Origin of the sequence: Bacillus sp. FJAT-53060 (assembly GCF_037104745.1) — a bacterium.
Taxonomy (GTDB): domain Bacteria; phylum Bacillota; class Bacilli; order Bacillales; family Bacillaceae; genus Bacillus; species Bacillus stratosphericus_B.
The window spans coordinates 192,054-218,111 of the sequence record NZ_JBAWSW010000001.1; the positions used below are offsets into that span (position 1 = coordinate 192,054).

At 42.4% G+C, this 26,058-nt stretch carries 26 protein-coding genes; 2 read left to right on the forward strand and 24 right to left on the reverse strand.

The annotated features are described in order from the left end of the window. Positions 1-138 precede the first annotated feature (138 nt). Together WAX46_RS01060 and WAX46_RS01065 are read right to left on the reverse strand one after the other, a co-directional pair. On the reverse strand, positions 139-1,812 hold the full coding sequence (locus WAX46_RS01060) for a DAK2 domain-containing protein (protein WP_226566880.1): 1,674 nt from the start codon (positions 1,810-1,812) through the stop codon (positions 139-141). A 15-nt stretch (positions 1,813-1,827) separates the two neighbouring features. After that, a complete protein-coding gene (locus WAX46_RS01065) occupies positions 1,828-2,190 on the reverse strand; it encodes an Asp23/Gls24 family envelope stress response protein (protein ID WP_226566881.1) in 363 nt (120 codons plus the stop codon). 243 nt (positions 2,191-2,433) lie between these two features. On the opposite strand from WAX46_RS01065, the gene rpmB reads away from it, so the two are divergent. After that, complete coding sequence (gene rpmB, locus WAX46_RS01070; RefSeq protein WP_226566882.1) at positions 2,434-2,622, forward strand: 50S ribosomal protein L28; 189 nt, start codon at positions 2,434-2,436, stop codon at positions 2,620-2,622. A gap of 68 nt (positions 2,623-2,690) precedes the next feature. Here rpmB and spoVM read toward each other — a convergent pair whose 3' ends face one another. From spoVM to WAX46_RS01155, 17 genes are all read right to left on the reverse strand, one after another. Beyond that, positions 2,691-2,771 carry a stage V sporulation protein SpoVM gene (gene spoVM, locus WAX46_RS01075; RefSeq protein ID WP_008354550.1) on the reverse strand — a complete coding sequence of 27 codons (81 nt, stop codon included), beginning with the start codon at positions 2,769-2,771 and terminating at the stop codon, positions 2,691-2,693. Between the two features lie 71 nt (positions 2,772-2,842). After that, the gene (locus WAX46_RS01080) at positions 2,843-3,487 is read right to left on the reverse strand and encodes a thiamine diphosphokinase (RefSeq protein ID WP_226566883.1); all 645 of its coding nucleotides are present in this window, start codon (positions 3,485-3,487) and stop codon (positions 2,843-2,845) included. A 60-nt stretch (positions 3,488-3,547) separates the two neighbouring features. Beyond that, positions 3,548-4,198 carry a ribulose-phosphate 3-epimerase gene (gene rpe / locus WAX46_RS01085; protein ID WP_336493219.1) on the reverse strand — a complete coding sequence of 217 codons (651 nt, stop codon included), beginning with the start codon at positions 4,196-4,198 and terminating at the stop codon, positions 3,548-3,550. 3 nt (positions 4,199-4,201) lie between these two features. Next, complete coding sequence (rsgA, locus tag WAX46_RS01090) at positions 4,202-5,092, reverse strand: ribosome small subunit-dependent GTPase A (protein ID WP_226566885.1); 891 nt, start codon at positions 5,090-5,092, stop codon at positions 4,202-4,204. 12 nt (positions 5,093-5,104) lie between these two features. Continuing rightward, a complete protein-coding gene (pknB, locus tag WAX46_RS01095; protein WP_336493220.1) occupies positions 5,105-7,060 on the reverse strand; it encodes a Stk1 family PASTA domain-containing Ser/Thr kinase in 1,956 nt (651 codons plus the stop codon). After that, positions 7,054-7,824, reverse strand: coding sequence for a Stp1/IreP family PP2C-type Ser/Thr phosphatase (locus WAX46_RS01100; RefSeq protein ID WP_264188623.1), 771 nt, complete (start codon positions 7,822-7,824; stop codon positions 7,054-7,056). The genes pknB and WAX46_RS01100 overlap by 7 nt, the downstream gene beginning before the upstream one ends. Positions 7,825-7,827: 3 nt before the next feature. Beyond that, a complete protein-coding gene (gene rlmN / locus WAX46_RS01105) occupies positions 7,828-8,916 on the reverse strand; it encodes a 23S rRNA (adenine(2503)-C(2))-methyltransferase RlmN (RefSeq protein ID WP_226566887.1) in 1,089 nt (362 codons plus the stop codon). A 3-nt stretch (positions 8,917-8,919) separates the two neighbouring features. After that, positions 8,920-10,263: a 16S rRNA (cytosine(967)-C(5))-methyltransferase RsmB gene (gene rsmB / locus WAX46_RS01110; RefSeq protein WP_336493221.1), complete on the reverse strand. Its 1,344-nt coding sequence runs from the start codon at positions 10,261-10,263 to the stop codon at positions 8,920-8,922. Then, on the reverse strand, positions 10,250-11,203 hold the full coding sequence (fmt, locus tag WAX46_RS01115; RefSeq protein ID WP_336493222.1) for a methionyl-tRNA formyltransferase: 954 nt from the start codon (positions 11,201-11,203) through the stop codon (positions 10,250-10,252). Before fmt ends, rsmB begins: the two co-directional genes overlap by 14 nt. Positions 11,204-11,208: 5 nt before the next feature. Beyond that, a complete protein-coding gene (def, locus tag WAX46_RS01120; RefSeq protein WP_336493223.1) occupies positions 11,209-11,691 on the reverse strand; it encodes a peptide deformylase in 483 nt (160 codons plus the stop codon). Positions 11,692-11,706: 15 nt separating this feature from the next. Then, positions 11,707-14,115, reverse strand: coding sequence for a primosomal protein N' (gene priA / locus WAX46_RS01125; RefSeq protein WP_226566891.1), 2,409 nt, complete (start codon positions 14,113-14,115; stop codon positions 11,707-11,709). Continuing rightward, positions 14,112-15,329: a bifunctional phosphopantothenoylcysteine decarboxylase/phosphopantothenate--cysteine ligase CoaBC gene (gene coaBC, locus WAX46_RS01130; RefSeq protein ID WP_226566892.1), complete on the reverse strand. Its 1,218-nt coding sequence runs from the start codon at positions 15,327-15,329 to the stop codon at positions 14,112-14,114. The genes priA and coaBC overlap by 4 nt, the downstream gene beginning before the upstream one ends. 117 nt (positions 15,330-15,446) lie before the next feature. Continuing rightward, complete coding sequence (rpoZ, locus tag WAX46_RS01135) at positions 15,447-15,650, reverse strand: DNA-directed RNA polymerase subunit omega (RefSeq protein WP_226566893.1); 204 nt, start codon at positions 15,648-15,650, stop codon at positions 15,447-15,449. Between the two features lie 3 nt (positions 15,651-15,653). Beyond that, positions 15,654-16,268 carry a guanylate kinase gene (gene gmk, locus WAX46_RS01140; RefSeq protein WP_226566894.1) on the reverse strand — a complete coding sequence of 205 codons (615 nt, stop codon included), beginning with the start codon at positions 16,266-16,268 and terminating at the stop codon, positions 15,654-15,656. Positions 16,269-16,277: 9 nt separating this feature from the next. Further along, on the reverse strand, positions 16,278-16,547 hold the full coding sequence (gene remA / locus WAX46_RS01145; protein ID WP_008344898.1) for an extracellular matrix/biofilm regulator RemA: 270 nt from the start codon (positions 16,545-16,547) through the stop codon (positions 16,278-16,280). 76 nt (positions 16,548-16,623) lie between these two features. Further along, positions 16,624-17,499: a YicC/YloC family endoribonuclease gene (locus WAX46_RS01150; protein WP_226566895.1), complete on the reverse strand. Its 876-nt coding sequence runs from the start codon at positions 17,497-17,499 to the stop codon at positions 16,624-16,626. An 83-nt stretch (positions 17,500-17,582) separates the two neighbouring features. Next, a complete protein-coding gene (locus WAX46_RS01155) occupies positions 17,583-20,258 on the reverse strand; it encodes a calcium-translocating P-type ATPase, SERCA-type (RefSeq protein ID WP_226566896.1) in 2,676 nt (891 codons plus the stop codon). Between the two features lie 165 nt (positions 20,259-20,423). Here WAX46_RS01155 and WAX46_RS01160 point away from each other — a divergent pair, with 165 nt between their 5' ends. Next, positions 20,424-22,133, forward strand: a complete 1,710-nt coding sequence (locus WAX46_RS01160; RefSeq protein ID WP_226566897.1) for an Rqc2 family fibronectin-binding protein — start codon at positions 20,424-20,426, stop codon at positions 22,131-22,133. 29 nt (positions 22,134-22,162) lie between these two features. Here the strand turns inward: WAX46_RS01160 and WAX46_RS01165 are convergent, their stop codons facing one another. The 5 genes from WAX46_RS01165 to sat all read right to left on the reverse strand — a co-directional run bounded on the left by WAX46_RS01165 (position 22,163) and on the right by sat (position 26,026). Beyond that, on the reverse strand, positions 22,163-22,666 hold the full coding sequence (locus WAX46_RS01165) for a precorrin-2 dehydrogenase/sirohydrochlorin ferrochelatase family protein (RefSeq protein WP_226566898.1): 504 nt from the start codon (positions 22,664-22,666) through the stop codon (positions 22,163-22,165). Beyond that, positions 22,647-23,432, reverse strand: coding sequence for a sirohydrochlorin chelatase (locus tag WAX46_RS01170; protein WP_226566899.1), 786 nt, complete (start codon positions 23,430-23,432; stop codon positions 22,647-22,649). Before WAX46_RS01170 ends, WAX46_RS01165 begins: the two co-directional genes overlap by 20 nt. Before the next feature lie 66 nt (positions 23,433-23,498). After that, positions 23,499-24,254: a uroporphyrinogen-III C-methyltransferase gene (gene cobA / locus WAX46_RS01175; protein ID WP_336493243.1), complete on the reverse strand. Its 756-nt coding sequence runs from the start codon at positions 24,252-24,254 to the stop codon at positions 23,499-23,501. A gap of 28 nt (positions 24,255-24,282) precedes the next feature. Further along, entirely contained in the window at positions 24,283-24,876 is a 594-nt protein-coding gene (gene cysC, locus WAX46_RS01180; RefSeq protein WP_226566900.1) for an adenylyl-sulfate kinase, read from the reverse strand. A 13-nt stretch (positions 24,877-24,889) separates the two neighbouring features. Then, positions 24,890-26,026, reverse strand: coding sequence for a sulfate adenylyltransferase (sat, locus tag WAX46_RS01185; RefSeq protein WP_226566901.1), 1,137 nt, complete (start codon positions 26,024-26,026; stop codon positions 24,890-24,892). Positions 26,027-26,058 lie beyond the last annotated feature (32 nt).

Genomic DNA, 26,058 nt, shown 5'->3' on the forward strand with positions numbered 1-26,058 from the left:
TCTCATAACCACTCACGTATTGGTTTGTTTCTTCCTTTAGACTAATGGATTCATTTGTTTCCCGCAACTCATTTCACCGATGAATCCTTCGTAAAAAATTGCAAAAGAAGAAGAAGAGCTTTATGTGCCCTTCTTTCATTATTCAACAGCAAAAATATATGAATAAAGCGGCTGTCTTCCATCGTGGACTTCAACTTCTACATCTTCAAATGTTTCCTCAATAAATGCTTCTAACGCTTCCATCTCCTCAGATGATGCGTCTTCTCCTTTAATAATCGTGACAATCTCATCGTCTTCTGTCACCATTTGGCTTAACAGCTCTTTGGCTGCATCCAATTGATTTTTAGCCGTTAAAGTGATTTTCCCATTGAATAGACCCATATAATCGTCTTTGGCAATGTCGATCCCATCTATTTGGGTATCTCTCACTGCAAAGGTAATCTGGCCGCTTTTTACATAATCAATCGCTTCTAACATTGCTGCTTCGTTGTCTTTGTTTGAAGCTGTTTCATTTAGAGAAAGAATTGCCGACATTCCTTGTGGTACGGTCTTCGTCGGAATCACTATGACCTCACGACTTGAGACAGTTGCCGCCTGTTTAGCTGCCATGACAATATTAGAGTTATTAGGTAAGATAAAAACGGTTTCGGCATGTATGTTTTCAATTGCTTTGACAATGTCTTCAGTGCTCGGATTCATCGTTTGTCCACCTTCGATGACGACGGAAGCCCCGATACTTTTAAACAAATCAGCAATTCCTTCTCCCATTGCGACACTCACTACTCCAAAGCGCTGCTTTTCAGCAGCAGGCGCTTTTGGTGCAGCAGACGAGTGATCTTTTTCTTCATTCACGATCGAGCTATGCTGGTCTCTCATGTTTTCTATTTTCATATTGATCAAGCTGCCGTAGCGCTGTGCATATGTTAAGACTTCTCCTGGCTGCTCTGCATGAATATGAACCTTCGCTAGCGTCTCATCAGATACCACAAGAAGGGAATCTCCAAATTCGCTTAAGTTTTCTCTGAAGGCATTTTCTTCAAAGGACTGTTTGTCATCTTCAAATTTCACCATAAATTCTGTACAATAGCCAAATTCAATATCTTCTGTGTTCATATGACTTTGTGCACTTTTATGATGCTCTGCACTGACTAGTTCTTTTAATGTTGGCAAAGAAGCTGTTTTAGGAGGGAGCTCTTCCCCTCTTAACGAAGCAAGGAAACCTTCATATACGCATAGAAGTCCTTTACCTCCACTATCTACAACGCCCACTTCTTTTAAGACAGGTAGCAGATCTGGTGTTCGATCAAGGGACGCTTTTGCCTCTTCAATCGTTAATTCAAGAACATGATCAATTTGATCTTCTGTCGCTGAAACAGCAACCGCTTTCTTTGCTGCATCCTTTGCAACCGTTAAGATCGTCCCTTCAATCGGTTTCATCACGGCTTTATATGCTGTATCAACACCCGCCTGTAAGGCAAGGGCAAATTCTTTGGCATCAATCGCCTCTTTTTGTTCTATATTTTTGCTGAAACCTCTGAAGAGCTGAGACAGGATCACACCTGAGTTTCCTCTTGCCCCCATCAATAGCCCTTTCGACAGAGCCACCCCGACCTTACCAATGTGATCGGTATTTGTTTCTTCAACTGCTTTTGCTCCTGAAGTCATCGACAAATTCATATTTGTCCCCGTGTCTCCGTCTGGCACTGGAAAAACATTTAACGCATCAACAATTTGTGCGTTTTGAGAAAGATGGTGAGCACCTGCAAGAATCATTTTTGCAAATGAGCGGCCATCAAGATTTCTAATAGACAATATAGTTCCTCCTTACTACGGGTTCGTAACTTTTACTCCTTGTACATAAATGTTGACTGAGTCAACAGAAAGTCCCATCGTGTGATGAATCGTATATTTGACTTTCGTTTGAACATTATGTGCGACTTCTGATATTTTTGTACCGTAGCTGACGATGATGTACATATCAATATGAATGCGGTCTTCTTTTTGACGCACAAGAACACCCCGGCTGAAGTTCTCTTTGCGGAGAATATCCGTCAAGCCGTCCTTCATTTGATTTTTGGACGCCATGCCAACAATACCATAGCAATCGATCGCAGCGCCTCCTGCCACCATTGCAATGACTTCATTTGATATATCAATTTGTCCGTATTTCGTTCTAAGTTCAATGGACACATTGGTTCCCCCTTTTTGAGAAATTGCCCTGAGTTATCACTATTTTACTATAAGACCCTTCTTTTTAAAAGAAATCATTAGTCTCGATTTTTTATCAAGTTGTCAAGGTATTTTTCTTGAAAGAGGAGTAAACAATCCTTGCAAACCCCTTGAAGCTGTGGTAAATTATTAAAGTATCTTGAGGCATCTCTAAGTACGTATATGAAGAATATGATGATGTTTTCGCAGTTAGGAGGGAAACAAATGGCACGTAAATGCGTTATTACAGGCAGAAAAACAAAAGCTGGGAACAACCGTTCTCACGCAATGAACTCTACAAAACGTACATGGGGCGCGAACCTTCAAAAAGTTCGTATTTTAGTGAACGGTAAGCCTAAAAGAGTATATGTATCAGCTCGAGCTTTGAAATCTGGTAAAGTTGAGCGTGTATAAGCAAGAGTAAACGCCTGCTACAGTTAATTGTAGCAGGCGTTTTATGTGGAAATAAAGGAGATTACTCATTAATCTTTCTTAAATGAACCAAGCATCGCACGGACAATGCCGCCAAGAAATCTAGGCAGTTTGATTGTATAAAATTTCATTTTGTCCCCCTCCTAAAAGTACCGCTACCAGCACAATTGAGCTTAATCAGCCATCCACATTGATAGGTTGGTCAATCTTTGCTTCTTACCATTAATAATATGCCTTCATGAAAAGAAAAAGTACCATTTGAGTGGATGAGTTCGTTACTAATACATAGTGTGGAACCAGGCTCAATATGACAATTTTTCAGTGGATATTTGAAACCTTTTAATGTCAGCTTTTCAACTGGTGTACCAAAGGAAAGAAACGATACATATTTTTTGTCTGAGTCTTGTTTGATTTCATATGTACCAGGTCCAAACATCTGAATGATATTTTGTTTGTCCACTAGGGTGATGTTCTGCTTGTGCTGAATGCCTTGGTAAAGGAGATGGATATTCCCCAGAAAATGATCAGCTCTTCCACCTGTGATGCCGTAAATTTGAATATGCGCCGGGTGCTGGTCCAAGGCCCAATGAAGCGCAAGCTCTAAATCGGTTTCATTTTTTTCTGCCTGAAATACATTCAGGGTAGGCAATGTCTTTTTTAGCTCGCGAAGCTCTTCTTCTGTCACACTATCAAAATCACCAAATGCTCTCGCAGGAACAATGCCGTGCTCTAGTAAGAAGAGGGTTCCTCGGTCTACACCGACCCAGAGAATGTCATCCTTTGATGCCTCATGTTCAAAGGCCGGGATATATTTAAAAGGACCGCCGGCTACAATATGTATGTTCATGTTATACGCTCCTCTCTATTTAAAAAGAACCAAAGATCACAATGACTTTGGTTCCTTTCTTTACGCTTCTCGAATCGCCTGAATGGCTGCTGCGCGGTTGTCTTTTCCATATACCGCTGAGCCGGCCACAAGTAAATTAGCGCCTGCTTCTTTACAGCTCTTTGCTGTTTCTACATTGACACCGCCGTCTATTTCAATGAGTAAGTCGGCTAATCCCTTTTGTTCACTAAGTACCTTGACCTCTTTTACCTTAGAGAGTACGGATGAAATAAACGCCTGTCCACCAAAACCAGGATTCACCGTCATGAATAACACCAGGTCCACATCCTCTAATACATGCTCAATTTGAGAAACGGGTGTATGCGGGTTGAGGACGACCCCTGCTTTTACACCTTGTTCTTTGATGTGCTGTATCGTCCGGTGTAAGTGCAGACACGCCTCAACATGAACAGAAATGATGTCAGCGCCCGCTTTTGCGAAGGCAGGGATATACCGGTCTGGCTGTTCAATCATTAAATGAACATCCAGCGGAAGACCTGTATGCGGCCTGATCGCCTCTACTACATTTGATCCAAATGTGATATTCGGTACGAAATGACCGTCCATGACATCGATATGAATATAATCCGCTCCGCCTTGTTCCACATCACGGATATCTCTCTCCAAATTGGCGAAATCTGCTGATAGAATGGATGGGGCAATATAAACCATGATTTAGTACCTCGGCTTTCTGTCTTTGATTTCAGTTAAAAACTCTAAATAATGCTGATAGCGATACTCTCTGATTTGCTCATGCTTTACCGCATCTTTGACGGCACAGCCAGGCTCTTTCACGTGTAAACAGCATCTAAACTTACAATCCGTACTCCGCTCTCTGATTTCTAAAAAGTACAGCCCTAAATCTTCCGCTTCGATACCGGCAAATTCGAGTGAGCTAAAGCCGGGTGTATCTGCAATGAGCCCTTCAGCTGTACGAATGAGTTCCACATGTCTTGTCGTATGTTTCCCCCTGCCAAGATGGGATGAAATATCATTTGTTTTCAGTGCCAAATCAGGGCTCATCGCATTTAAAAGGGAGGACTTTCCTACACCAGACTGACCTGCAAACACGGTGATTTTATTATGAAAATGCGGGATCAGCTTTTCAATTCCGTCCCCTACAATTGTAGAGGTTAAATGTACGTCATATCCAATTTGTCGATAGTCCTCTGCATATGCTTGTATTGTTTCACGCTCTTGCTCTGTCTTCAGCAAATCAATTTTTGTGATACAGATAATCGGCTCTATATGATTAGCTTCAACAAGCACTAGGAACCTGTCTAAAAGCGATGTGCTAAAGGTAGGCTCTGTCGCTGAGAACACAAGTACCGCTTGAGCGACGTTACTGATAGGTGGCCGAACAAGTTCATTTGTCCGCTCTTTTACTTCCAATAAGTAGCCTTCCTTATCGTTGTCTGCTTGATAGACGACATAATCTCCAACAAGAGGTGTAATTTTGTTTTTTCGAAAAATACCTCTTGCTCTGCACTGAATCACTTTTTCTTCAGACTGATCCAGTACATAATAAAAGCCGCTTAATGCTTTAATAATTTTGCCCTCAGGCATAAAGTCCCTCCTTTATTCATCATCAGGATATTCGATCGTTTTGGAGCTCACCACTTTATCATCAACCGTCACCTGATAATATCCTTTTTGACCTGGTTCAATTTTAAATTTTATGGTTCGTTTGGTTGGTGCAGTGATTTTAAAGGTTTCATATAAATCAGAAATGCTATGCTCTGCATCGTCAATGGAGATTTGGACATTCATTACTTGCCCTTCCGTTTCTGGTTCATATGGGATCGAAATCTTTTCCGTCACTGTTTTGGCCGGCTTTTTCTTCGGTCCAAGTGAAAATGTGATCTTGACTGTATCACCTATTTTGACAGTAGTTCCCGCACTTGGTTCCTGCTTCATGACCTCGCCTTTTGGAACATCATCAGAATACGCTTCTTTTTCATCAAGCTTGAGTCCATTGTCCTCTAAATAATTCGATGCAGCCTGTTTACTATATGTCGTTAAATCCCGCAATGTAATATCGGCAGGTCCTATGCTGACTGTCAAAGTCACTTCCTCATCAGCTGCGACAAGCTCTGTATTTGCTGAAGGTTTCTGTTCCAAGACAAGCCCTGATTCGGTGTCATTATCATTCACTTCCTCCACGACGACCTGTTTAAACCCTTTTTTCTCTAATAATTCTTTTGCCTTCTCAACCTTTTCGCCAGTTACATCAGGTAATTCGGTCTTTTCTTTGCCTGTACTTTTATAAAGCTGAATCTCCGTTCCTTCTTTTACCTTTGTGCCGATTTTCGGATCTGTTTTGACAACAAGTCCTTTTTCAACCTTCTCATCTGCGATATCAATGGGTCCAGAAACGACGGTCAATCCGGCTTTTTTCAAGGTATCTTCTGCTTTTTCAAACGTCATACCAGATACATCGACGACCTCAACATCTTTTGGAAAGAGCAATCCAGGAAACACAGTGATGGCTAAAATTGTTGCAGCTGTCAAAACAAATAAGATCGACGCCAAAATCCGCGGCCATTTTTTTCGTTTCTTTTTCGGTTTTTGTTTCTCTTTTTTCTTCGGTTTTTGAGGCGGATGGACGGCTGCTTTTTCATTGTGTTGGTCTACTTGATGATCTTTTATAATTGGGATGGCTTTCGTTGCTTCATGATCTTCTTCAATGACAAAACGCTTTTCTTTTAGTCTCGAAGGGTCGAAGGCTGTTTTTAAGTCTTTTTGCATTTCAGACGCATCTTCATATCGATAAAATGGATCCTTGGCCATCGCCTTTAAAATGATGTTTTCCACACTTTGTGGAACAGAAGGATTCCATCTTCTCACAGATGGCGGTTCTGATTGCAAATGCTTTAGCGCCACACTGACAGCTGATTCTCCTTCAAACGGCATGCATCCTGAGATGAGTTCATAAAGCACAATGCCTAGTGAATAGATGTCTGATTTTTTCGTTGCAAGACCTCCGCGTGCTTGTTCTGGAGATAAATAGTGCACGGAGCCTAGGACAGAATTTGTATGGGTGATGGTCGTTGAGCTGAGTGCCATAGCAATCCCAAAATCAGTCACTTTGATGTTCCCCATGTTGTCTATTAATATATTGTGAGGCTTAATGTCCCGATGGACGAGCTGTTTCGCATGGGCTTCTTCCATTGCCGCAACGATTTGCTCCATGATGCGAACGGCTTCTTTTGGATGAAGCGGTCCGTTGGCGTGTATGTATTCCTTCAGCGTCATCCCCTCGACATATTCCATGACAATATAATAAATGTCATCTTCTTCCCCTACATCGTAGATACTAACAATATTTGTATGATCTAAACTTGCCGCTGATTGCGCTTCTCGCCGAAACCGTCTAATTAAATCATCATCACTTGCAAAGTCAAACCGCAAAATTTTAATCGCTACTTCGCGATCTAAAATCATATCTTCTGCCAAATAAACGTTTGCCATTCCGCCTCCGCCTATGACACGAAGAATATGATAACGGCCGCTGATCCTTTTTCCGATCAACACTTGCTGTCACCCTCCTCTGTTTGGGAGGAGATTTCTAACAGTACTGCTGTAATGTTATCTTCACCGCCGTTGTCATTCGCTGTCTGAATTAACTCTGTTACTTTTTCATCAGGTGCAGTCGTTTGCGTTAAAATATGAACCAATATCTCTTCTTCTATTTTATTCGATAACCCATCTGAGCAAAGCAAAATTTGATCTCCTAGGTCAACTTCAAAGGTACGTGCATCGATTTGAACGTACTTGTCTGTGCCTAAGGCTTTTGTCAGTACATTTTTTCTTGGATGATACTCCGCATCTGCTTTTGAGATCTCACCCGTTTTCACAAGCTCATTGACAAGCGAGTGGTCATCCGTTAATTGGGTTAGCACTCCTTCTCTTAGTAAGTAGCAGCGGCTGTCTCCAATATGGGCAATAGTGACCGTTTGCAAATGAACAAGCGCACAAACAATGGTCGTTCCCATTCCTTGACACGCCTCATTGTTTTTCGCATGTTCATGTACTTGGTCATTAATTTCACTAATTTTTGAAATTAACCAGCTTTCTTGATCGGCTGGTTTATTTGGAATTGAAGATGTTTCCTCCCAGTGTTCTTTTAATGAAGAGACTACCATCTTGCTGGCTACATCACCAGCAAGATGACCTCCCATTCCATCTGCTACAACAGCGAGAAGTGTGTCTTCTTTTGCTTCAAAAATACCTGCATCATCTTCATTATGCTGACGGACTTTTCCTGTATCGGTTTGAAAGGCTGCCCTTATCAACATTCGTCACCTCGTCTCTTCCTGACGCTCCTTCGCTCTTAGCTGACCGCAAGCAGCATCAATATCATGTCCTTGCTCTCGTCTAATCGTTACATTTACGCCTCGTTCTTTCAGTGTTTTTTCAAATAGGAAGATTTGTTCTCTTGGTGTTCTGACATAATCTCTCTCCGGTACATAGTTCACCGGGATCAGGTTCACGTGGCATTTGATTCCTTTTAATAAATCAGCAAGCTCTTCAGCGTGATGAACTTGATCATTTACTCCGCCAAACAGGCCATATTCAAAGCTCACACGTCTGCCTGTTTTTTGAATGTAGTATTCAATGGCTTCCATTAATTTTGGCAGCTTATACGCTTTATTGATCGGCATCAGGCGGCTTCTAATCTCTGTATTTGGTGCGTGCAGTGAGACAGCAAAGTTGATTTGCATTTGCTCATCGGCAAATTGATAGATCTTTGGAATGATCCCGCTTGTAGAAACCGTAATATGACGCGCGCCAATATTTAAGCCATTGTCATGGTTAATGATTTTAAGGAATGCAAGCATTTCGTCAAAGTTATCAAACGGTTCACCAATTCCCATGATCACAACAGAGCTGACTCTTTCATCTGTTTCATCAAGTGCCTGCTGTACTTTTAATACTTGGGCAACGATCTCACCTGCTTCAAGGTTTCGTTTCAACCCGCCAAGTGTAGAAGCACAGAACGTACAGCCAATTCTACAGCCGACCTGTGTTGTGACACAAACAGAGTTGCCGTATTCATGACGCATGAGAACTGTTTCAATTGTATAGCCGTCGTGCAGTTCAAATAAAAATTTAATCGTTCCATCTTGAGATGTTTGTTTGATCACTGTTTTTAATGTGGTGATTGCAAATTGGCCCTTTAATTTTTCCCTTAAAGCCTTTGAAAGGTTAGACATTTGATCGTAGGATGTGACACGTTTCTCATAAAGCCACTCAAAAATTTGGGTTGCACGGAAAGGCTTTTCACCATGTTCTTTTAACCATTCTTTGATTTCATGAAGCTCAAATGAGTAGATCGACGGCATGTCTGTTTTCAGTTCTTTTCTTACTTTTTGTTTTTGTTCAGTCATTTTTTATCCCTTCTTTCTCATGCTGCAAATAAAGAAACCATCTGTTCCGAAATAATGAGGAAGAATTTGCACACTTCCGTTTTGAACAAACGGAGCAACCTGCTCAGGCAGCCGTTCATTAAGAGATAGATCGGGTTCGAATTCTTGGTGTTTCTGTAAAAACGCATGAATCACTTGTTGATTTTCTATTGGATCCATTGTACATGTACTGTATACAAGGATTCCCCTGGGTTTTAGAAGCGGGGCTGCTTCGTGTAGTATCGCTTGCTGAATTGTCGCAAGCCTTGCTGAGTCTTCTTTAGACTTTGTATATTTCATGTCTGGTTTTCTTCTGATGACGCCAAAACCTGAACATGGTGCATCAATTAGTATACGGTCAAACGAAGCTTCGCTATAATGTTCCGTTGCTTTCCTTGCATCAAGCGCTTTTGCCTCAATGTGAGTCAGGTTCAGCCGCTTTGCTGCTTGTTTAATGAGTTTCACTTTGTGTTCATGTAAATCAAGTGAAACAATTTTCCCCTCATCGTTCATTCGCTCTGCGATATGTGTTGATTTGCCGCCAGGCGCCGCGCAGGCGTCAAGTACCGTTTCTCCCGGTTGAGGGTCCAGCGCTCTTGCAACAAGCATTGAGCTTTCATCTTGAATGGTCACATAGCCTTTTTGAAAGGAAGGAATTGATACAATGGATCCTTTCATAAGCTTCAGTGCATCCTCAGATAAGTCGCCAAGCTCTGTTTCAATCCCTCCATCCATCAGTTCATGCTGTAATGTCACTCGATCAGTTTTCATTCGATTCACACGAAGGGCTTGCTTTGGCGGTACTAAATGAATGCGACACATGCTTTCTGCTTCTTCAAAGCCATAAGCTTGAACCCACTCCTTTACGAGCCATAATGGGTGGCTTGTTTCAATCGAGAGTCGCTTTACCGGTTCTTTGATTGCATCAAAAGACGGAACGCCTTCTCTTTGTACAGAACGAAGAACGCCGTTGACAAGTGATGAAATGCCTTTATGCCCGCCCTTTTTCGTTAGTTCGACTGCTTCATGGATGGTTGCACGATGTGGGATTTTTTTAAGGTAGACCATTTGATAAAGGGACATACGTAATAGCTGCATGACCCACGGGGCCACCTTTTGTGGTTTTTTCACAAAGGGAGCCAGCATATAGTCAAGTGCTAGCTTATTTTGCAGTGTACCGTACACAAGCTCCGTTAACAGTGGTTTGTCCTGATCAGCCAGCTCTTGATCTTTCATGACTGACTGCAAAAGCAAATTACTGTAAGCTTGGTTTTGTTCGAGTTTGATTAAAGCGTTTAGCGCTATTTCTCTCACATTACTTTTCTTCATTCATTAACCCTAATTTCTGTCCAATTTCTATATTTGCGCCTCTTAAGAAGTTTTCCCCGCTCATTTTTTTCTTTCCAGCTGGCTGTACACTTGTTAACAAAAGACCTTGCTGATTCCCAGTCGCAATAACTGGTCCTTGTTTTTGAAGCTCGATCACTTCTCCAGGCTCTCTTTGCACTTGAAGCGCAACTTTTTTCGCTTCCCAAATTTTCAAATTAGCGCCGTTCCATTCAGTATAGGCAACTGGCCATGGATTTAAGCCGCGAACTTGGTTGTAAAGCTCGTCTCCGGGTTTTGTCCAGTCTAATCTTTCTTGCTCTCGCTTAATATTTGGTGCATAGGTTGCCACCTCTTCATTTTGCGGGATCGGAGAGATGGATCGACTTAGAACGTTTGGAACAGTATCCTTTAGTAATGCTGCGCCTGCTATACTTAATTTATCATGCAATGTCCCCACGTTGTCTAATTCATCAATTTCTACTTCTACTTTGCTAATCATGTCACCTGCATCGAGCTTTTCAACCATGTACATGATCGTTATGCCTGTTTTCTTTTTACCTTGTAGGATCGCATAATGGATTGGCGCACCGCCTCTTAGCTCTGGCAGCAATGAGGCATGAACATTAATACAGCCAAATTCAGGCTCATCCAGTAATCTTTTTGGCAAAATTTGTCCAAATGCTGCTGTCACGATTAAATCCGGCTTTAGCGCAAGCACTTTATCGATTTCTTCATCAAGACGTACCTTTTCAGGCTGTAAAACAGGAATGCCATGTTTTAGGGCTTCTACTTTCACAGGAGGCGGTGTCAGCACTCGTTTTCTGCCTTTCGGGCGATCTGGCTGTGTGACGACCCCTGCGACTTCGTATCCGTCTGTAATTAGTGTTTCTAGCATAGGTACTGAGAAATCAGGGGTTCCCATAAATACAATACGTGCCATTTTCTTCACCCTTCCATTTCCGCAAGTTCTTTTTCTGTATAGGTTTGAATGATTTTCGACGTGAATAATACGCCGTCTAAATGATCAATTTCGTGCAATAATGCTCTTGCTAAAAATCCTTCTGCTTCTATTGTAAATGGTTTGCCTTTCTTATCAAAGGCTTTCACCTTCACATAACTTGCTCTTTCTACAGTGCCGTATAAGGATGGAAAGCTCAGGCAGCCTTCAATGTCTGTTTGGCTTCCTTTCACTTCAAGAATCCCGGGATTCACTAAGTCAATTCTGTCAGATTCTTCTCCTATATCTACAACTGCGATTCTTTTTGAGATGCCAATTTGCGGAGCTGCAAGTCCCACTCCATCTAGCTCAAGCATTGTATCGTACATATCATCTAGCAGTTTTTTGAGCTTTTTATCATAAGTATCGACAAGCGCTGTCTTTTGTTCAAGCACTTCTGCAGGATGTATGACTATTGGTTTTACTGCCACTGAAAGCCCTCCGTTTTACATCATCATATATGGATTCATATCTATTGAAATCATCAACTGTTTTTGTTCCATTTCTTTTTGATAATGATCTTGTATTTTCCGTAATAAACTTGCCAGTTCATTTTCCCTTTTGTATTTTATCACGCATTGATATCGATATCTATCTTTGATCTTAGCGATTGGAGATGCAGCCGGTCCAAGGATTCTTGTGTTCGGTGCACAGTTGATTTTCAGGAACTGAACAATGCTATCAGCGACATGTGCTGCCTTCTTCGCTTCTTCATGTGATACAGTTACCATTGCCAAAAAGTAAAATGGCGGATAGGACTGCTGACGACGATGCAGCATCTCCTGCTCATAAAAGGCTTCATAGTCATGGTGCTTTGTTAATTCAATGCTATAGTGCGAAGGCGTATACGATTGAATAATAACTGAGCCCACTTTTTCATGACGTCCCGCCCTTCCGCTGACTTGCGTGAGAAGCTGAAATGTTTTTTCACTTGCACGAAAATCAGGGATATGAAGGGACGTATCCGCACTCAGTACACCGACAAGTGTGACATCTGGAAAATCTAGGCCTTTTGCAATCATCTGCGTCCCTAGCAAAATATCCGCTTCTTTGTTGCCAAAAGAGGTTAAAAGCTTTTCATGCGCGCCTTTTCGAGAGGTTGTATCCACATCCATTCGGATCACCCTCGCTTCAGGCAATACCTTTGTGAGCTCTTCTTCAACACGCTGCGTGCCTGTACCAAAATAGCGAATATGTTCACTATGGCATTCTGGACATTCAACGGGTACAGGGGCTTCATGACCGCAATAATGACACTTTAGTCGTTTTTGATAGCGGTGATAGGTGAGAGAAATCTCGCAATGAGGACATTGCTCCACATATCCGCAATCACGGCACATCACAAAGGATGAATAACCTCTTTTATTCAAAAATAAGACAGCTTGTTCTTTCCTTTCAAGAACCTCTTTTAATCGGTTCATTAATTCTTCTGAAAACATGGACCGGTTGCCATTCCTTAATTCTTCTCTCATATCAATTAACGACACGTGCGGCAATTGCTGCTGGTTTACGCGGTGCTTTAGTGTTAGCAATGTATACACACCTTTTTTGGCACGCACATATGACTCAAGCGATGGTGTTGCACTTCCTAATACTACTGGACATTGATGCCGTCTTGCTCGTTCAATCGCCACATCCTTGGCATGGTAACGAGGCATTTCTTCTTGTTTATAGGAAGATTCATGCTCTTCATCTATGATAATCATTCCTAGATTTTCAAACGGCGCAAAAATAGCTGATCTTGCCCCTACGACAAGCTTGACTTCCTTGCGGTGAATTTTCCGCCATTCATCATATTTTTCCCCTGTCGATAATCCGCTATGAAGTACAGCCACATTTGAGCCAAATCGTTCTTTAAACCGCTGGACCATTTGAGGGGTTAAGGAGATTTCAGGAACTAATACGATCGCTTCTTTTCCTTTTTGAAGGACATGATCAATGGTTTGTAAATAAATCTCCGTTTTCCCGCTACCTGTCACCCCGTGAAGCAGAAAGGTTTTGTGCTTATGATCACTCACTGCTTGATGAATGTGTTTCGCCGCTTCTGCTTGCTCTGTAGTGAGATCGAGTGATTCAGATTGTGTAAACTCTCGGTCTTTATAAGGATCTCGATAGATCTCTTCATAGCTTTCTGTAAACAGACCTTCTTTAATAAAGGTTTTTAGCGTTTGAGAACTCACCCCTGTTTGCTGCTGTAAGTCTTTTGCTAAAAAGGTGGTCTCCTTCGAATGAAGTAAAAAGGACAGCAATTCTTTTTGTTTCACCGCATTTTTCTTTAGCTGCTGTTGCTTTTCTTCAAGCCTTTCTTTTGATAATGCGACCTGAAGCGTACGAACCTTTTTCTTTCCAGATTTTTGAGAGACATGATATCTCATTTCTAGATGGCCTTTTTGGACATGCTTTTGAACCTGTTTTAGTTGTTCAGGCGGGATGTCAGCGTAAAGAATACTTTCTTGCTGACCGAAAAGCTCTTTCAATGACTGCGGAAGTTCTTCATCTGCTAACATCTGAATTTCTTTTTCATATTTGGCCTTCATTGCTGCTGGCAGCATTGATTGAAGAGCCGTATTATGATAGGACAATGTTTTTTCCGTCAGCCAGTGGGAAAGCTCCAATAGCTCATCTGTCAGAACAGGAGATAAATCAAATAAATCCACAATGTCCTTGATGTTTCCTGTTTTTACGTCTGTTACATCTTTGACTTTTGTCACAAACCCTTGAATCTTTCTCGGACCAAAAGGAACGACGACCCTCATTCCTGCCTTAACGAGGTCTTTGAACCGATCTGGCACACGATAATCAAATGGCCGATCAACGGCTTTTGTCGTGACATCCACTATGACTTCAGTAATCATGCTCGATCACGCTCTTCTGGCAACAGCTGCTTTGCCTCCTTTAATATCTCAAAAGCGAGGTCTTTTTTGCTCATCATCGGCAGTTCTCTTTTTGTTCCGTCTGCTTTGATGATTGCAGCTACATTTGTATCCGTGCCAAAGCCTGCACCCTCTGCTGTTACATTGTTCGCGACAATCATATCTAAATGCTTGGATTGGATTTTCTTTTTTGCGTAATATTCTACGTCCTGCGTTTCAGCTGCAAAACCGACAAGCACTTGATGCTCTTTTCTTTCCCCTAGCTCTTTTAAAATATCTTTTGTCCGCATGAATTCAATCTCCAGTGCGCCATCCTGTTTTTTTATTTTGTGAGAATAATTCGTTACAGGGGTGTAATCGGCAACTGCTGCTGATTTAATCACAATGTCTGCTTCCTCGTACACATCTATTGCAGCCTGATACATGTCCTCAGCCGATTCAACGCGCACCACGTCTACATGGTCAGGAGCAGTCAAAGAAACAGGTCCTGAAATAAGCGTCACATCAGCTCCTATTTGCTGGGCAGCTTCTGCAATGGCATAGCCCATTTTGCCGGTAGATCGATTTGTAAAGAAACGGACAGGATCGATCACCTCTCGAGTAGGACCTGCTGTCACCACGACTTTTTTCCCTGAAAACGGCAAGCTTTTTGGCTCTTCGAAAAACGCACGAATATGCTCAACGATCTTCTCAGGCTCCTCTAATCTCCCTTTTCCAATGTATCCACAGGCTAAATAGCCTTCACTGGGCTCAATAAACCGGTATCCATCTTCATATAATGTGCGAATGTTCCGCTTCACAGCTGGGTGATCATACATATGCACATTCATCGCCGGTGCGATCCATACAGGTGCTGTTGAAGCAAGCAAGGTGGTTGTCAGCATATCATCTGCGAGTCCTGCAGCCATTTTTCCAATCGTATGTGCTGTTGCAGGGGCAACGAGAATGAGATCGGCCCAGTCAGCGACATCAATATGTGCAATGACTTTTGGATTGTTCTCTTTAAACGTATCGACATAGACCTCATTCCGAGATAGGGCTTGAAAGGTGAGCGGAGACACAAACTCACGGGCAGACTCCGTCATAATCACTCTTACATTTGCGCCTGCCTGTATGAGTTTACTAGTTAGTGCTGCTGTTTTATATACGGCAATTCCTCCACTGACGCCGAGCAAAATATTTTTTGACTGTAACATTTGTTTGTCCCCCTTAACGTCCTCTTTCACAAATTCGGTTACAATTCAAAAAAGTCAAAACCAATCGTAGTTTTGACTTTTTTGAACGTACCCTATCTGCGTTGCAGAAGCGATGGATTATTCTTGATCTTCTTTTTCAAATGTCAAAAGACCAGCGTCGATTTCTTCAAGTGCTTTCCCTACACATTTGTAAGACTTTGTATTTTCGATTTGTTGATCTTGAAGGATTTGCATTTCACGTGCCCGACGTGCAGACACTGTCACAAGCGTATATTTTGAATCAAGTTTGTTCATCAAAGAGTCAATTGAAGGATCTAACATGGTTTATTCTACCCCCAGCATTTTTTTATATCTTGGTGCGACTCTGTCTCTTCGCAAGTGCTCTGCAAGGACGATCGCTTTGATTCTTTCACAAGCAAGCTCGACATCATCGTTTTCAACGACATAGTCGTAAGCATCCATCATTTCAATCTCTTCTTTCGCAGCTGCCATTCGGTTTCGAATGAGGTCCTCAGACTCTGTACCACGTGTAATGATGCGGTTTTGAAGCTCTGAAAGACTAGGCGGTGCAAGGAAGATAAAAAGTCCTTCTGGGAATGCCTCTCTTACTTGAAGTGCACCCTGCACTTCGATCTCAAGGAAAACATCTTTTCCTTCGCTTAGTGTCTGTTCAACATAGTCAACAGGCGTACCGTAGTAATTCTCTACATATTCTGCCCATTCTAACAGCTTTTTGTTTTTAATCATATCTTCAAATTCTTCCCTGGTTTTAAAAAAATAATCGACACCATTTCTTTCACCTTCACGCGGTTTGCGCGTCGTCACAGAAATAGAGTATTCAAATTTCGTATCTTCTTGGGAGAAAATGGCTTGTCTGACCGTTCCTTTTCCAACTCCCGAAGGTCCAGAGAGAACGATTAAAAGTCCTCTTTCTTTCATAATGGCGTATTACCCCTGCCCTTCATCTATGATTTCTTCTTTTACAGAAAGTCTTTGCGCAACAGTCTCAGGCTGAACGGCAGATAAAATGACATGGTCACTGTCCATAATGACAACAGCACGGGTTCTTCTTCCGTATGTAGCATCTATGAGCATGCCTCGATCTCTTGCGTCTTGTATCATTCGTTTAATCGGTGCTGATTCTGGACTGACGATCGAAATCATCCGGTTCGCTGAAATGATGTTTCCAAATCCGATATTGATCAACTTTATGGTCATCTTCTTTCGTCCCCCTGTAATATAAACGTCTCTAGTCTCCCCGAAAGAGACGCACTGTAAACAGCATACACAATGACTATTCTATATTTTGCACTTGTTCTTTTATTTTTTCAATAGCACTTTTCATTTCAACCACCAGCTTTGTTAAATGGTGATGGTTCGCTTTTGATCCAATGGTGTTCACTTCACGGTTGAGCTCCTGTACAAGAAAGTCAAGTTTCCGGCCGACAGCGCCGCCTTGCGTCAGGATTTGCTGAAATTGCTGGAAATGACTTTTTAATCTCGTGATCTCTTCCGTAATGTCACATCGATCAGCAAAAATGGCAGCCTCTGTGACTAGCCGGTTTTCTTCAAGCGCCTCTCCGATCCATTCTTGCAATCTTTGATTCAATCGCTCTTTGTACTGACTCACAACCTCTGGTGCAAATTCTTTTATTTCTTCTGTATAGGCCTCTAGTTCAGATAGTCTGAGCTCACAATCTTTTTGAAGAGATGTCCCCTCTTGCTCCCTCATGAAGCAAAGCTCCTCGACAGCAGTTTCACAGGCTTCTATCAGCAAATGCTCCAGCTGCTCATTTCGGCTGACCGACTCTTCTACCTGAACGGCATGTTCCAGCTCAAGTAAGTCATGTGCATGCTTGATGCCAGAAATGTGATAGCGGTCCGCGAGGTCCTTTGCGGCTTTCATGTATTCATCAAGAAGCGACCAGTCAATCTGAAGAGACCGGCTTGCTAGTTTACCGCCTTCAATCGTAACAAACAGCTCAATTCTACCACGCTGAACGTGACGAAGAATGATTTTTTTCAATGTATCTTCTAAATATAAAAGCGGCCTCGGCAAACGGGCATGAACCTCTTTAAAACGGTGATTGACCGATTTTAGCTCGACTGACACTGTCAGTTCTTCATCGGTTTTACTCGCTTGGCCGAATCCCGTCATACTGCGTATCATGTCAAAACACCCAATTCTTTCATAAGAATAAAATGAAAAAGGTAATAGAAGACACTATTACCTCAAAATTATACCATAACGAATTATTTTTTTCTTGTCAAAAGTGATCCTGCCAGTAAAAAAGTTGGCAGTGCGGACATACCGATAATCAGCAGCCAATCAAATGGTGCAATTGCCACCGTTTTGAAAATTGGCTGAAGAGGCGGATAATAAATAACCACAAACATCAGAAGAAGAGATGACAAAACAGCTCCGATTAAGTATATATTCCCAAATGGATTACGTTCAAAAATAGATCGTTCACTGCGGCAGTCAAATACATGAATGAGCTGCGCCAACACAAGCGTGCTAAATGCGACAGTCTGTGCATATTGCAGTTCGTTTGGATCGCGGTAATATACAAACATAAATGCTAATAGGGTGGCTAGCCCGATGAGGAAGCCCCTTGATATGACCTTCCAGCCAAGCCCCCTCGCAAAAATTCCCTCTTTCATGTTCCGCGGCTTTCTCTTCATCACATCGCCTTCTGGCTTATCCATTCCAAGTGCCATAGCTGGTAGACCGTCTGTCACAAGGTTTACCCATAGAATTTGAATGGGAACGAGAGGAAGCGGAAGCGCAAGGAGCATCGCAAACAGCATAACCAAAATTTCTCCAACATTTGAGGCAAGCAAATAGCGGACAAATTTGCGAATGTTTTCGTAAATATTCCGTCCCTCTTTAATGGCGGATTTAATGGTCGCAAAATTGTCATCAAGTAAAATGAGGGAGGAAGCTTCTTTGGCTACGTCTGTTCCGGTGATGCCCATTGATATTCCGATATCTGCCTGTTTAATCGCGGGCGCATCATTGACTCCATCACCTGTCATCGCCACAATATGGCCATTTTTTTGGTAGGCCTTCACAATTCTCAGCTTATGCTCTGGAGATACCCGGGCAAAGACGTATACATTTTCAGCCATTTGCTCAAGCTTTTTGTCACTAAGCTGATCCAACGCTTTCCCGTCAAGCACCTTTCCTTGCTTTGGTAAAAGGCTCAAGTCCTTTGCAATGGCTTTGGCTGTTTCTACGTGATCTCCTGTAATCATAACGGTTTTAATTCCAGCATCCCGGCATTCTTTGATGGCTCGCCTAACTTCAGGACGAGGTGGATCGATCATGCCCTCTAACCCGATAAACGTTAAATCCATTTCAGCCTGCTGAACAGATGTGATTTTTTCTTTCAGACCAACTTTTTTATACGCAATGGCTATGGTTCTCAGTGCTTGCCTTGCTAAGCCTTGAATGGCGGCTTCTGTTTCTTGTCGATGGGTTTGAGTGAAAGAGGCTGTGCGTCCTCCGTGCATGATATGACTTGAACGGTTCATCAGCACATCTGGCGCACCTTTTGCAATAACATACCGCTCTTTCTCATTGGTTTCTATGACGACTGACATCATTTTTCTTTCTGAGTCAAAAGGAAACTCCTCTACTACGTGAAACCCTGCTTCTATAAATTGCTCAGTAAACCCCGCTTTACGCGCTGCGGTTAGAAGTGCCCCTTCTGTTGGATCTCCATCAAGCCTCATCTCCCCATCTTTTTCAACGATGGTCGATGTATTACAAAGCGCTCCATATAATAAAACCTTTTGTAGGCTTGGGTGTTTGTCAACATGGACAAGTTCTCCATTTAAGGTGAAATCACCAGACGGCTCATAGCCTGTGCCAGAAATATTCCACGTTTTCCCCTCTGCCCACACATGTGTCACTGTCATTTTATTTTGCGTCATTGTTCCTGTTTTGTCAGAGCAAATGATAGAGGCGCAGCCGAGTGTTTCCACTGCAGGGAGCTTTCTGACAATTGATTTTTGTTTAATCATCCGCTGCACACCTAATGAAAGTGCGACGGTTACAATAGCCGGCAGTCCTTCTGGAATGGCAGCAACAGCGAGAGAGACACCCGCTAAGAACATATGATACAAATCATGTCCTTGCACCACGCCAAGAACAACAACGAGCACAGTTAAAAATAAAGCAGCAACAATCAGGATTTTCCCTAGCTGTTCGAGACGTCTTTGCAGCGGTGTTTCCATATTACCTGCGGTATCCAGCATACCCGCTATTTGTCCCATGGCTGTATTCATTCCTGTACCGATGACAATACCCACACCGCTTCCTCTAGTGACAAGCGTTCCCATAAAGGCCATGTTCGTCAAATCTCCAAGCGATACATGGACTCGTGAAAGTGGACTTGCATGTTTGACCGCTGGGATGGACTCTCCAGTGAGGGCTGATTCTTCGATCTCTAAACTCTTTGTTTCTAGTAATCTGATATCTGCCCCAATCCGGTCCCCGCTTGAAAACTTCACAATATCCCCTGGTACGAGGTGTTTCGACGGGATTTTGACCCACTCATTGTTTCTCCTTGCATACACATGCGGAGTTGATAATTCCTTTAGCGCTTGTAGGGATTTTTCCGCCCGGCGCTCCTGGTAAAAGCCGAGTACACCATTAATGAGAACAATCGCTATAATCGCCACAGCATCAATGTATTCACCTAAAAAAGCAGAAATGATCGTTGCCGCAAGCAAGATTAACACCATAAAGTCTTTAAATTGTGCTAAAAAGAGGATCAAAGCCGACGCCTTTTTCCCTTCCTGCAATTCATTTGGCCCGTGCTTTTCAAGCCGCTTTTGTACATCTTTTTCTGACAGTCCGTCACCTATCGATGTATTCATTGTTTTTAATAAATCGGTTTGGTTCAGTTCATGCCAATTCATTTGACCTCGCCCACTCCTCTTTTGTTCTCTCTCATATGCAGTGTTCTATAAGCCAGTTTATTCAGACTCGTCCTAAATCATGCTATAATAATAAGACTGCCTAAAGAACGAGAAAGCGTAAGGTTCTTTCAGTAGATTTGTGTGAAAGAAGAGGGTGTATCCAACATGTCATTTGACGGCATTTTTACATACGGTATGACAAATGAATTACAAGACACTTTAACTGGCGGGAGAATTTCAAAAATACATCAGCCATATAAGCACGAGCTCATTTTTCATATCCGAGCAAACGGGAGAAATCATAAGCTCCTTTTATCGGCTCATCCGAGCTATGCGAGAGTGCAGCTCACTGAGCATCATTACGATAATCCAAGTGAGCCTCCAATGTTTTGTATGCTCCTGCGAAAGCATCTTGAGGGCGGATTCATTGAACGTTTTGAACAGGTTGGATTTGACCGGGTCATCGTGCTTCACGTACGAAGCCGAAATGAAATTGGCGATGAACAGACCCGAAAGCTATATATTGAAATCATGGGCCGGCACAGTAATTTGATTCTTGTTGAGGACGAAACGCAGCAGATCATTGACGGTCTGAAACATCTTTCTCCATCCGTGAACAGCTATCGAACGGTGCTCCCAGGTCATGAATACCTTCTGCCGCCCGCACAGCAAAAATTGAATCCTTTTGAAGTGACGAAGGGTGATATTTTAAAGCATTTGCGTTTTCAAGAAGGGAAAATTGCCAATCAAATTGTCGACACATTCTCTGGAGTTTCTCCTCTGTTTGCAAAGGAAGCCGTTCACAGAGCTGGCCTTGCTAATCAGGAAACGATTCCAAATACACTGCTAGATATGTTCCAGCTTATACGGACTCAGTCCTTTATACCGCAGTTCACAAGAAAAAATGGCAAAGAGTACTTTTATTTATTAGAACTTCAGCATGTAAGTGGCGACATGAAGACGTTCGATTCTCTTAGCCAGCTGCTTGATCGCTTTTATTTTGGAAAAGCTGAGAGGGACAGAGTCAAACAGCAGGCGGCTGACCTGGAACGGTTTGTTGTGAATGAAAAGAAGAAAAATGAAAACAAGCTGAAAAAACTAAAAAGAACCTTTGAAGAATCCCAAAAGGCACATAAGTACCAGCTCTATGGTGAATTGTTAACAGCCAATTTATATGCCATTAAAAAAGGTGATAAAGAAGCGACTGTCATCAATTATTACGATGAAGAAGGCAGAGAGATCACGATACCGCTAAAAACAAACAAAACCCCTTCTGAAAATGCGCAGGCATATTTTACAAAATATCAAAAGGCAAAAAATGCAGTAGAGGCGGTAAATGAACAAATCGAGCGGACACATGAAGAAATTATTTATTTTGAAGAGCTGATCCAGCAGCTGTCCTCTGCCTCACCAAAAGATTTAGAGGAAATGAGAGAAGAGCTTGTTGAAGGAAAATATTTACGCCCCAAACAAAAACGTCACGCCAAAAAGAAAAAACCGTCGGCCATTCAACTGGAAACGTATGAATCTTCTCAAGGCATTCCAATTTTGGTGGGAAAAAACAACAAACAAAACGAGTATTTGACCACAAAGGCTGCTGCTCGTGATGACATTTGGCTGCACACAAAGGATATTCCTGGATCACATGTCGTCATACGCCATCAAGCACCTGACGAACAAACCTTGCTTGAAGCCGCTCAAATTGCTGCCTATTTCTCTAAGGCACAGGAGTCAAGCTCTGTCCCTGTGGATTATACGACCATTCGGCATGTGAAAAAACCAAACGGAGCAAAGCCTGGCTTTGTTACGTATGATCAGCAGCAAACATTATTTGTCACGCCTGATAAAGATGTTGTACTAAAGCTGCGAACATAAAAAAAGCCGATAAAATCTTAAATAAGATTTTATCGGCTTTTTCTCTGTCGTGTTTTCCTTTCCACATAGAGGGCATCAAGGGCATCTACATCTTCTTGTTCAAGCAGATTCTCAATCGCTGAAGCCAGCTGCTTTGTCCGAGTAGGGCTTGCCCCGCTCGTTGATACTGAAATCGTCACTTTTCCTGCTTTGACAACCTTTGGCATGATCACATTACCGAGCTCTGATTGACTGACACAATTGACAAGCTGATGAGGCTGCGCTGTTTGCGTGATCCATTCGTTCACTGCAGGGTCGTTTGTTGCAGCAACAATGAAGAATGCACCTTTTAGATCTTCAGCGCTCACCTTTTTTTCCTTCCAATTCAGCTCATATGTATCAATGATACGCGCCATCTCATCACAAATGTGAGGACTAACGACCGTGACGCTACAAGACTCTGTACCTAATGCATTCGCCCTTCTTGCCGCTACCGATCCGCCGCCAGCGATGAGCACTTGTTTATTAGTTAGATCAAGATTGATTGGAAGCATGGCCTTCTCCTTGAAAACGAAACACATCCTCTTTGTTTAAAATGGTTTCTTTCACGCGTTCCATATAAGCGGCTTTCACATGGGGATGAAATCCAATATACCGGCATAAACGGACATCCTGAAGCCGTTCTCTCGCCTGATCTACTTCACTTTCAATCTCTTTCATTAAAATGCCCGTAAACAAAAGGTAAGGAATGATATACACAGGCTTATGCTCATCTAACGTTAACTGCGCTAGAACGTCTCGATAATTTGGCTCACATGCCGTAATAAAACATGGGAGAACCTCTGTACGAGGCAGCATGCTTCGGACGTCGTCTGCAATGCCAAATACGTCCCGCTTCACATCCGGATCAGAGCTACCGCGGCCAACTAAGAGGATCCTTGCTCTCTCACCTCGATAACCTGCCTCTTCAATCCTTACTACAACGGCTTTTGTGACTTCTTGATTCACGCCAATTGGTCTTCCGTATGTCACCTTGACTTGGGGGAATCGTTTTTTTACTTTCTCAATCTCGACTGGGATATCTGATTTCGCATGAACGGCAGTTAATAAGAGGAGCGGGACTATCGCTATGTGTGTTGCTCCTTTTTTCACGCAGATTTCAAACCCTTCTTCTATATAAGGCTCATTCAACTCTAAAAAACAAATCTCTTGTATATCTGCTTCAACTAACGGCATACAGCTTCTCATAAAAGAAATAGCTTTATCTTGTGCTTCTTTTACCCTGCTTCCATGCCCAACATAAAGTACAGCTTGTTTCATTTGACCCCTCCTTAATTTTGATCAGACGAAAAGACAAGATATATCCACGTGTTTTTCCCCTTCATCTCATTTTTCGACCAGTGCAGGTTCAAACCAGCTGAGCTTTTGATGAAAATGAACAACTTCTCCTACAACAATCAAACTCGGATGCTCGATTCCTTCTTTTTCAACTGTTTCAGACAGCGTAGCCACCGTGCAGCAAGTCGTCTTTTGCCTAGTAGTGGTTCCCCAGTGAATGAAAGCAGCTGGTGTGTCAGGATCACGTCCATTTTTCAGCAGAAGCCGCTGCACTCTTTCCACGTTTTTGACTCCCATATAGATCACAAGAGTATCAATGCCTGTTGCCAGCGCCTCCCACTTTTCTTCAAATTGTTCATCCTTTTGATAATGTCCTGTGACAAAGGCGACATTTGAGCTGAATTCACGATGCGTCACAGGAATACCCGCATAAGCAGCCGCTGCAATACCAGATGTAATCCCTGGGATGACCTCATACGTGATACCGTGCTCAGCTAAGCACTCTATTTCTTCACCGCCACGGCCAAATACAAAGGGGTCGCCGCCTTTCAAACGAACGACAACGTTCCCTTCTTTTGCATGAGCAACAATCGCTTCATTGATGGCTTCCTGTCTCATCGTATGGTGATTTGGCAGCTTTCCACAATATATCAATTCCGCCTCAGGTTTGGCGTGGGCGAGAATCTCTTGATTGACAAGACGATCATACAAAATGACATCTGCCTGCTGTATTGTTTTATGGGCCTTTAATGTAATTAAGTCTGGATCACCCGGTCCCGCACCAACAATGTATACTTTCCCCATCATGCTTTCTCCCCCTGCCATCAGGCGATTATTTCGTCGTTTCCTTTACATAATCAACAAGGTGCTGTTTGGATTCCTCGCGTGACAATTCACCTGTATCTAGGACAAGCTCAGGTGAAGCTGGTTCTTCGTACGGTGAATCAATTCCAGTGAAAAATAGAATTTCGCCGTTTCTTGCTTTTTTATATAACCCCTTTGGATCACGCTCTTCACACACATTGAGATCACATTTCAAAAACACTTCGTGAAATTCCCCATCTTCGACTAATTGTCGGACAATTTGGCGATCTTCTTGAAATGGTGAAATAAAGGCAGTGATGACAATTGTCCCTTGCGCAACAAATAGTTTCGCCACTTCTCCTATCCGCCGAATGTTCTCTTTTCTATCGTCATCTGAAAATCCTAAATCTTTATTGAGTCCATGTCGTACGTTGTCTCCATCAAGAACTGTGACTTGATAGCCCTGTTCAAACAGCTCTCTAGCCGCTGCGTTTGCGATCGTCGATTTACCTGAACCACTTAGACCAGTGAGCCAAATGATGCCGCTTGTATGATTATTTTTCTGTTGATATTCTTTTTTTGTAATAGATGAATCATGCCACACGATATGTTCGTTACTCATGTCATACACTCCTTTAAGATACCGTCTTTTTTAATCCTTTGATTAATGTTTCAATGACTTCTTTTCGGCTGAACGTACTCGGGGGTAATTCACCGTTTCTAAGCATTGTTCGAACCTTGGTACCTGAAAGAATGACATGCTCGCTTTTATCGTGCGGGCACGTTTTTGGCGTTGCCATCGCTTCACATGTATTGCAATAGAAGCTATGTTCAAATTTTAAAGGGGTGATACCGATCTCTTCACTCGTAAATTGATCAAATAGTTCCTGCGCCTCGTATGTGCCGTAATAATCGCCCACACCTGCATGATCTCTACCGACAATAAAGTGTGTGCAGCCATAATTTTTACGGACAAGCGCATGAAATATCGCTTCCTTTGGTCCAGCATAACGCATTGCAGCAGGAAAAACACCTAAAAAGACGCGATCTTTTGGATAATAACCGTTCAATAACACTTGATAGCTTTTCATCCTAACATCTGCTGGAATATCATCGGATTTTGTTTCACCAACAAGCGGATTTAAAAATAAGCCATCTACTGTTTCTAGTGCTGTTTTTTGAATATATTCATGGGCACGGTGGACTGGGTTTCTCGTTTGGAAACCAACAATCGTTTTCCATCCGTTTTCTTTAAAATGTCTTCTTGTTTCTTCTGGCTCATACGTAAACTGAGGGAATGGTTTTTCGCTTCGTTTCGTCAGTGTAATTTTACCACCAATATACGTGTCCCCGCGCTCAAATAATTTTTTCACCCCAGGATGATTCCGGTCATCGGTTTTATACACATTCACAGCTTCTTTTTCCTTATCTGGTGTATATTGATCTTCTACTTCAATGACCCCGTATACGGTTCCATTGTACGATAGACGTAAAATATCACCTTGATTGATCTCCTCTGCCTTTTCCTTTGTAACTGGCAGCGTAATAGGAAGAGACCAAACGACACCACTTGCAAGTCGCATACTGCTGACAACTGCTTCGTAATCTGCTTTTGTCAAAAACCCTTCAATTGGACTGTACCCACCAATTGCAATGAGTTCAAGGTCTGCAAAAGAGATGGCATCCAGTTCAATTTCTTTCGCAACTGTGCTGAGATCATATCCTTCATTTATTCGATTAATTAATACGCCACCATGTGGTGTTAAACTCATTTGTTCATCTTCCTCTCAATTTTCATATTTAT